The sequence below is a fragment of the Martinezella lusitana genome (assembly GCF_014207095.1).
In the GTDB taxonomy this organism is placed as follows: domain Bacteria; phylum Pseudomonadota; class Alphaproteobacteria; order Rhizobiales; family Rhizobiaceae; genus Rhizobium; species Rhizobium lusitanum_B.
Window position 1 is genome coordinate 346233 of the sequence record NZ_JACHBG010000006.1, and the last position, 7000, is coordinate 353232.

Here is a 7000-nt window from a genome sequence, read left to right on the forward strand (position 1 = left end):
TGCGCGACCTCAATGGGTGGCGCCGGATCCGCCGGAGGAGACGATGGCAAAGGGCTGCCCCTCTACGTGGATATCGCGAACCTCCTTTAAGGTCTCTCCGTCGACCAGATGCACCTTGCTTTGGCGGGGATCGGTAATGGCGATGAGATTACCGGCAACAGCCAGGCGCGGCCGTGGATCGCGCCAATGGCCATCCTTGCTGTAGGGTTCGGTCACGCGCTCTGATTTTGCGATCACGCCGTCCACCACGTCGATAAGATGCAATTTGCCATCTTCCGTCAGGACGTAGGCATGTTGCGGCTTGGCCGGATCAAGCACAAAATCCACGCGCCGGGTCGGAAGTTCGATCAACCTGTAGGGAGTGGTCTTGTCGTCTGGATCGATGAGCACGATGTTCTGCTCGCCGTAATTGCCGAGGAAGAACTGCATAGATGTGCCGCCGAGCAGGGTCGAAACCTTGCCCTTCGGCAATGCCGCACCATAGGCGAGCATCTCCATCTTCGGGCCGTCGACTCCGCCTGGGCGAACGATCAGCACGCCTTCTTCGCAACCGAAGGCGACCAGCCGGGCAGATGTTGCTTCGCCATGTAGGCCTGTGCAGGTTCCAATTTGACCGACCTGCTTCCCCTCACGATCAACTATCCGCAGCCCGAGGCGCGGCGGCAATTCGCCTTCCTTCACCGGCTCGTTCAGATCGGGCGCCGACACAAGGAGGTAGTTGCCCATCGGCACCGCGACACCGTGATGGGCGGCGGTCGTGTTAAATGCGCGAATTTCGGGCTTGTTTTGGAGGAGATCCGCCTCCGAGAGGAGGTCGAACTTGCCGCCGCGATCATAAAAGATCGTCACCTCGTTGGCGTGGCTGACCACATGGCCCGGCTTCTCGCCCTTGATCACGGTTGCAAGCAGTTTCGGATCGGAAAGGGCGATATCGCGGTGATCGCCATGATCGGAAAGAGATATGCCGGTATCGACTGCTTGCACCACATTCTTTTCGCCCTGTACGGCAAAGACTGTCCTGCCGGATTGGCTGAGCGAAAGGGATGCATATCCTTCGATGTCGAAACGGCCGATCTCCTTGCCGCTCGCGACGTCGATTGCCCGAACCACCGGCAGGCTATGGTCTGCGACGAACAATCTCCATGTCTCCGATGCGACTTCGTCGTCGGCGAGAGACGAGAATGGCAATAACAATGCGCAGACCAGCGAGGTGGCTGCGAGAAGGTGATTTGAACGAGAGTAAAACATGGATGATCCTTTATGTAATAACATTACATATCAATTGTTATAAAGTAACATCATGGTTGTCCAGCCCCACAGATGCAGGGTTTGGTGGTGCTATCCACACATTATCAACATTCAAATTAAGGCAGGGATGTCGGAACCAGTTGACGCAATTTTAACCTCATATACTATATATAGTGTTCGAGGTTCCTTTGATTCGCAAGGATTGGAGGCTAAGATGGGAATACGGTCGGCAGCCATGATGATTGCCAAGCCGTAGCTGCCCCCGCAACTGTGAGCGGCGAGTGTTCGTTCGAAATGGCCACTGAGACCAGCGTCTTGGGAAGGCGGATCGAATGCTGCGACCCGTGAGCCAGGAGACCTGCCTCGAGCATAACGTCCACGGGCGGGGTGTCCGGATGGCGAGCGAAGGTTCGCGCGGCATGATTGTCGTCGTCTTTGCTCCCGCGAATGCCCCGCATGAATAGCTTCGGGGTGAAGTCCATGTTTTTGAGTACCCATATCCGGCTTCGCGAATGACGGTCGCTTAAGCGACCAGCCGCGAGCTGCATCCGTTTCTGCTGTCATCCCGAATGCGGGCATCCTTTGGTGCCCGGACCCTTTTGCACGCCTATATATAGATACGAGGACATCCAATGGTTACCGTCTACAGCAAGCCCGCCTGCGTACAATGCACTGCGACCACCCGCGCTCTCGACCGCCAGGGCATCGATTACACCATCGTCGACGTTTCCACCGACAGCGAAGCATACGAGCTGGTGCAAGGCCTCGGCTACCGTCAGGTTCCGGTCGTTATCGCCGGCGAACAGCATTGGGCCGGTTTCCGTCCCGACATGATCAGCGCCCTCGCCTGAGGACTTGAAGGTGGGTGAGCTCGTCTATTTTTCCAGCAGATCCGAGAACACCCATCGCTTCGTTGCCAAGCTTGGCTTGCCGGCCGCTCGCATCCCGCTTTCAGCAGGCGAGGAGCTTAGAGCTGCCCGTCCGTACGTTCTCATTGTCCCGACCTATTGCGGCGAAGGGGGCAAAGGTGCCGTGCCCAAGCAGGTCATCCGCTTCCTCAACGATGCGGATAACCGATCAAATATCCGCGGGGTCATCGCCGCGGGCAACAGCAACTTCGGGGCGACCTACGGTATCGCCGGCAGCATCATCTCCGACAAATGCAAAGTGCCGTTTCTGTATCGGTTCGAGCTTTTGGGGACGGCGGAGGATGTTGCCAATGTCAGACACGGATTGGAACGATTTTGGACACGCTAACGCTTGACCGGCCAGCAAAGGCCACGGAAACGACACTGGACTATCACGCCCTCAATGCCATGCTGAACCTCTATGACGAGCAGGGTCAAATCCAGCTCGACAAGGACCGCATGGCGGCCAAGCAGTATTTCCTTCAACACGTCAACCAGAACACTGTGTTTTTCCATAACCTGCGGGAGAAGCTGGATTATCTGGTGACTGAAGGCTACTACGAGCAGGAGGTGCTGGATCAGTATTCCTTCAACTTCGTGCGCGATCTCTTCGATCATGCCTATGCGAAGAAGTTCCGTTTTCCGACGTTCCTCGGTGCGTTCAAATATTACACCAGCTACACGCTGAAGACTTTTGACGGAAAGCGCTATCTGGAGCGCTATGAAGACCGTGTCTGCATGGTTGCGCTGGCGCTCGCCCGCGGCAGCGAGCAGCTTGCACGCGACATGGTGGACGAAATCATTTCCGGCCGTTTCCAGCCGGCGACGCCAACCTTCCTCAATGCCGGCAAGAAGCAGCGCGGCGAGCTGGTTTCCTGCTTCCTGCTGCGTGTCGAAGACAATATGGAGTCGATCGGTCGCGCCATCAATTCCGCGCTGCAGCTCTCCAAGCGCGGCGGCGGTGTGGCACTGTCTCTCACTAATATTCGTGAGGCTGGCGCCCCGATCAAGCACATCGAAAATCAGTCTTCTGGCATCATTCCCGTCATGAAGCTGCTGGAAGACTCCTTCTCCTACGCCAATCAGCTGGGTGCAAGACAAGGGGCCGGCGCCGTCTATCTGAACGCCCACCACCCCGACATCATGCGTTTCCTCGACACCAAGCGCGAGAATGCCGACGAAAAGATCCGCATCAAGACGTTGTCGCTTGGCGTCGTCATTCCCGATATCACCTTCGAGCTCGCGAAGAACAATGACGATATGTACCTGTTCTCGCCCTATGACGTGGAGCGGGTCTATGGCGTGCCGTTTACCGAAATTTCGGTGACGGAAAAGTACCGCGAGATGGTGGCCGACAGCCGCATTCGCAAGAAGAAGATCAAGGCGCGCGACTTCTTCCAGGTGATTGCCGAAATCCAGTTCGAAAGCGGCTATCCCTACATCATGTTCGAAGACACGGTGAACCGCGCCAACCCGGTCGCCGGCCGCATCACCATGAGCAATCTCTGCTCGGAAATCCTGCAGGTGAGCGAAGCGAGCGAATTTGACGAGGACCTTTCCTACAAGCATATGGGCAAGGACATCTCGTGCAACCTTGGCTCGCTCAACATCGCGGCCGCGATGGACAGCCCAGATTTCGGCAAGACGATCGAAATGTCGATCCGCGCGCTGACCGCCGTCTCCGACATGAGCCATATCTCTTCTGTGCCCTCGATCGAGAAGGGCAACGACGACAGCCACGCCATCGGCCTTGGCCAGATGAACCTGCACGGCTATCTCGCCCGCGAACGCATTTTCTACGGTTCCGAAGAAGGCGTCGATTTCACCAACATCTATTTCTACACCGTGACCTATCATGCCGTCCGCGCCTCCAACTTGCTCGCAGTCGAACGGGGCCAGAGCTTCAAGGGCTTCGAGAATTCGAAATACGCCTCCGGCGAATATTTCGACAAATATACCGGACAGGAATGGAAGCCGGCGACCGCGCATGTGGCCGAGCTGTTCGAAAAGGCCGGCATTGCCATCCCGACGCAGGAAGACTGGTTGGAATTGAAGAAGGCCGTGATGGAAGGCGGGCTCTATAACCAGAACCTGCAGGCCGTGCCTCCCACAGGCTCGATCTCCTACATCAACCACTCGACCTCTTCGATCCATCCGATCGTTTCCAAGATCGAGATCCGCAAAGAAGGCAAGATCGGCCGCGTCTACTACCCGGCCGCCTTCATGACCAACGATAATCTCGACTACTACCAGGATGCCTACGAGATCGGACCGGAAAAGATCATCGATACCTATGCGGCGGCCACGCAGCATGTCGATCAGGGCCTGTCCCTGACGCTGTTCTTCCGCGATACCGCGACCACTCGCGATATCAACAAGGCCCAGATCTACGCCTGGAAGAAGGGTATCAAGACCATCTATTACATCCGTCTTCGTCAGATGGCGCTGTCCGGCACCGAGGTGCAAGGCTGCGTTTCCTGCGCCCTGTGATTTCCGGTTTGAAAGGACATTCCCGTGAACATGCAATTCAAGCCGGCAAGTCGTATCCGTGCGATCAACTGGAACCGCATCGATGACGATAAGGATCTCGAAGTCTGGAACCGCCTGACCGGCAATTTCTGGCTGCCCGAGAAGGTGCCGCTGTCGAACGATATCCCATCCTGGGCGACCTTGAAGCCGGAAGAGCAGCAGCTCACGATCCGCGTCTTCACGGGCCTGACCCTGCTTGACACGATCCAGAACGGCGTCGGTTCGGTCAAGCTCATGGCCGATGCCGCGACGCCGCATGAAGAGGCCGTTCTTTCAAACATCTCCTTCATGGAAGCGGTGCACGCGCGTTCCTACTCGTCGATCTTCTCGACGCTTTGCCTGACACCCGACGTCGACGACGCCTATCGCTGGTCGGAGGAGAATGAATTCCTGCAGCGCAAGTCGACGCTGATCATGGAACAGTACGCATCCGGCGATCCGCTGAAGAAGAAGGTCGCCAGCGTCTTCCTCGAAAGCTTCCTGTTCTATTCGGGCTTCTATCTGCCGATGTTCTGGTCGAGCCGCGCCAAGCTCACCAACACTGCAGACATGATCCGTCTCATCATTCGCGATGAAGCCGTGCATGGCTACTATATCGGCTACAAGTTCCAGCGCGGACTGGAGCGGCTTTCGGAAGAGCGCAAGCAGGAGATCAAGGATTTCGCCTTCGACCTGCTGCTCGAGCTCTATGACAACGAGGCAAAGTATACCGAAGCGCTCTATGACGGCGTCGGCCTCACCGAAGACGTCAAGAAATTCCTGCATTACAACGCCAACAAGGCGCTGATGAACCTCGGCTACGAGGCGCTGTTCCCTGCGGAGGCCTGCAAGGTCAATCCGGCGATCCTTTCGGCGCTCTCGCCGAATGCCGACGAGAACCACGACTTCTTCTCCGGCTCCGGCTCGTCCTATGTCATCGGCAAGGCCGTTGCCACCGAGGATGAGGACTGGGACTTCTGAGGAGCCGACCTGGCTGCTCCGTGACATGGAATGCCTGATGATTTCCAATCGCAGCCATGAGGCTGCGATTGTCCTTTTTCGGCGAGCTTTGCGGCCCAACGATGTGCGTCGTGCTTTGCAGCTCTGACAAAGTCCTGTGCTACGCCCGGTTCGGCGCAAGAAAAGGACGTGTCATGAACTACATCGACTATATCGCCGATCCCGCGCGCGACTGCGCGATCATCGTTCATCGCGGGCTCTGGCATGCGGCGCCGGAAAACAGCTTGCTGTCGATAGAGCGAGCGATTTCTGCCGGCTATGACGTGGTCGAGATCGACATAAGGCGCAGTAGCGACGGAGAGCTCGTTCTCCTGCACGACGATACGCTCAAACGAATGGCAGGCCTCGATAAACAGCCCGAGGCGCTAACTCGGCAGCAATTATGCAGCCTTCCCTTGCGTGATCGCGATGGGGGCGAGGGGAACCCAATGACGGCAGAGACGCTGCCGAGCCTGAAGGAGGTCTTCGATCTGACGCGAGATCGAATTTTCCTCCATCTCGACGTCAAGCACAGGGATTTGATCCCGGAAGTAATCGCATGCGCCCGCGCCATGGGCGTCGATCAGCAAGTCGATTTCTGGGGCAATCTGAAGACGAAGGAGGATCTGGCATGGATCCGCGCCAATGTCTCGTCGCAGGCCGTCCCTTTCATGGCGAAGACCCGCCTTGAGGCACCGGATGCCGACAGTCAGTTGGACCTCTTGCTTCAACTCAATCCATTCCTATGCGAAATCTATTTCGACAGGCTGGAACAAGTTGCCGAGCGCCGGGTACTTTTCAAGCAGGCCGGCATTGCGCTCTGGGTCAATACGCTGGACGCGGTTTCGTGTGCCGGTTTCACAGACTCCGCTGCATTGCAGGATCCGCAAGCGGTCTGGGGCCGTTTGATCGACGCCGGCATTTCAGCGATCCAGACGGATGAGCCTGCAGCTCTAAGAGCCCATCTTGATAACCGCCGACCATCTGCTCGTGGCAGGTTGAGCTGATCTTGTCGCGCTCCGGCGAGATCGCGTCCGCCGTATCAAGTCGCGAATGCTGACGGCCGGCCCACTCCGCGAGGGCCGGCCGTCTGATGCATCGAGCCTCAATGGCTCAAAGCTGGCATTACTTGTTAAGTGCGTCCTTCAAGGCCTTTGCCGGCGTGAAGGTGAGCTTCTTTGCTGCTGCAACCTTGATGGTCGCGCCCGTTCCCGGATTGCGAGCTTCGCGCTCCGGCGTATCCTGTCGGGTAGGAACGACCCGTTGCCGGGCCGCTCCTCCCTAAGAACTGTACGTGCGAGTTTCCCAGCATACAGCTCAAGCCTCCGCCAAGCCCT

The 7000-nt window shown here is 57.4% G+C and carries 6 protein-coding genes, 1 pseudogene and 1 riboswitch; of the genes and pseudogenes, 5 read left to right on the forward strand and 2 right to left on the reverse strand.

The features are described 5' to 3' along the window. Positions 1-9 precede the first annotated feature (9 nt). Entirely contained in the window at positions 10-1248 is a 1239-nt protein-coding gene (aztD, locus tag GGD46_RS16180; protein WP_184705578.1) for a zinc metallochaperone AztD, read from the reverse strand. A gap of 163 nt (positions 1249-1411) precedes the next feature. Beyond that, positions 1412-1629: riboswitch (cobalamin riboswitch) on the forward strand. Positions 1630-1880: 251 nt separating this feature from the next. Between aztD and nrdH the strand changes: the two genes are divergently transcribed. The 5 genes from nrdH (at position 1881) to GGD46_RS16205 (ending at position 6670) form a co-directional block, all read left to right on the forward strand. Beyond that, a complete protein-coding gene (gene nrdH, locus GGD46_RS16185; protein ID WP_184705580.1) occupies positions 1881-2099 on the forward strand; it encodes a glutaredoxin-like protein NrdH in 219 nt (72 codons plus the stop codon). A gap of 10 nt (positions 2100-2109) precedes the next feature. Next, on the forward strand, positions 2110-2505 hold the full coding sequence (gene nrdI / locus GGD46_RS16190; protein WP_184705582.1) for a class Ib ribonucleoside-diphosphate reductase assembly flavoprotein NrdI: 396 nt from the start codon (positions 2110-2112) through the stop codon (positions 2503-2505). Beyond that, positions 2493-4646: a class 1b ribonucleoside-diphosphate reductase subunit alpha gene (gene nrdE, locus GGD46_RS16195; protein ID WP_184705584.1), complete on the forward strand. Its 2154-nt coding sequence runs from the start codon at positions 2493-2495 to the stop codon at positions 4644-4646. Before nrdI ends, nrdE begins: the two co-directional genes overlap by 13 nt. Positions 4647-4670: 24 nt before the next feature. Further along, entirely contained in the window at positions 4671-5645 is a 975-nt protein-coding gene (gene nrdF, locus GGD46_RS16200; RefSeq protein ID WP_184705586.1) for a class 1b ribonucleoside-diphosphate reductase subunit beta, read from the forward strand. Between the two features lie 173 nt (positions 5646-5818). Further along, the gene (locus GGD46_RS16205; protein ID WP_184705588.1) at positions 5819-6670 is read left to right on the forward strand and encodes a glycerophosphodiester phosphodiesterase family protein; all 852 of its coding nucleotides are present in this window, start codon (positions 5819-5821) and stop codon (positions 6668-6670) included. A gap of 118 nt (positions 6671-6788) precedes the next feature. Here GGD46_RS16205 and GGD46_RS16210 read toward each other — a convergent pair. Beyond that, a pseudogene (locus GGD46_RS16210) lies at positions 6789-6908 on the reverse strand (HU family DNA-binding protein); the annotation flags it as partial. Positions 6909-7000 lie beyond the last annotated feature (92 nt).